Annotated in this window: 1 protein-coding gene; it reads right to left on the bottom strand. The window is 41.7% G+C overall.

Going from position 1 to position 1,601, the window contains the following annotated elements; genetic code table 11:
- Positions 1-772: 772 nt before the first annotated feature.
- Entirely contained in the window at positions 773-1,210 is a 438-nt protein-coding gene (locus KDK14_RS00920; protein WP_257263135.1) for a hypothetical protein, read from the bottom strand.
- Between the last annotated feature and the right edge of the window lie 391 nt (positions 1,211-1,601).

Genomic DNA, 1,601 nt, shown 5'->3' on the forward strand with positions numbered 1-1,601 from the left:
CCCTCTAACCCTTGATATCATTGATGGTAATCAATTTATCGGGAATTGCTGGAAAGATGCTGTAAGTTTTAAGCTGTAAGCCGTAAGTAAAAAGCTTTTAACTTACAGCTCTTAACTTTACAGATTTACAACTTCAGGCTTCCATCAAAACAATGTTTGTCAAAATATCATCGGTTAGAAGATAAATGGTAAGGTAGTCTGCACCATTTATATGAGGTGTAAGCTTTGGCAACCAATATCGACCGTGGGCAAGCCAATTCCGATAATCGATAGCTTTCTGGAAATTATCTAAACGAGTCTTATGCTCCGGGAATAATGATCTCCACGCTGTCAAAATATCATCTGTTAAAGAGGCCCTATTGGCTTTGTGCTGATGAATTTTCCGAAATTTTTGGGAAAGCAAGTCCTTATGCTTGTTCTGGCAACGAATCAGATAATCGATTCTGAACCGGGCTTCCAAAGCTGCCAATAACTCAAGGGAGCAAGTACGATCAAGGATGGCTTTTTTTTCTTTTAGTTCTATCTCCAGTTCGCTTTTTGAGTAACCAATAAAACGATCTTCCGGGCATAACTTCAGGTAGATTCACAATCTTCATAATAGTTACCGATCTCATCAATGGTGGAATGAGAAAAAGAGAAAGACACCTTACCTTTAGCCTTGTTATAACGAGACTCAGGCATTCACTACTTCCATCAAGGCATCAAAAAAATTGTCTTCATTAAATTCAGCAAACGAAATTCTATTTGAAACCTTGAGTACAATCTTCCAGCCTCATTCTATTTCGGTTTTTTGGCTCTCCTCACTTGATGGACCAGAGTATGAAGTCATAAGACCAGGGCCATGGCTGTTTTTATCGGCGAGAATAAACTGTATACGCCCACGGCCACCTTCCATATCAATACGCCCTTTAGTACCGATGAGCAGAGTGCCAACGGGTGTTATCTTAAGGTTCTGCTGAGCAAACTGAACCAGCATTTGTCTGGTCTGATAGGTACCGATATTGTCTTCGGTCAGTTCAAGCACTTTATATTGATAATCAAGAGAGTGGTCATCTTTGTAGGGTTTGAACCATTGCTCAAGGGTTTCATAAAACTGAGTAATAAAGCCTAACCACTCATCACGTTGCTTACCCCAGTCTATACACTCGTGACCCTGTTCATCTGGACCGTTATGACTCTTCAATAGCTCTTCAAACGCTTTCCTGCTCATCTCTTACTCCCTTATTCATAACAATTTACGGATGATTATAGCTGTGGAAGAGCTGAAAGTTGTAAGTTTTGAGCTGTAAGTTTTAAGCTGTAAGCCTTGGGAGGCTATCCGTCTCTGTTTCGTTGACACAAACATAAGGTTTCAATGTACCTCTCTTGTGTTTCCCACAAACGGTTCAATAACTATGATGCCCCCTTTCCTCGTCCGGGTCCTCCCGAGCAAAGTTCCCCGTTGTCATCAGTACTATGGGAAACCAAGACTTACAGTACCTGATATCCAGTCACTTATGAATTCGCTTCCGGACTCCTGAGTTTGGCTTCATGTTTTGTCTCGCAGGGCCTGAAGCGGAGCCTTACGACAGCTGGTCCTGTTCAGCCATAGAACCAATGGC

The sequence above is a fragment of the Endozoicomonas sp. ONNA2 genome (genome assembly GCF_024606365.1).
In the GTDB taxonomy this organism is placed as follows: domain Bacteria; phylum Pseudomonadota; class Gammaproteobacteria; order Pseudomonadales; family Endozoicomonadaceae; genus Endozoicomonas.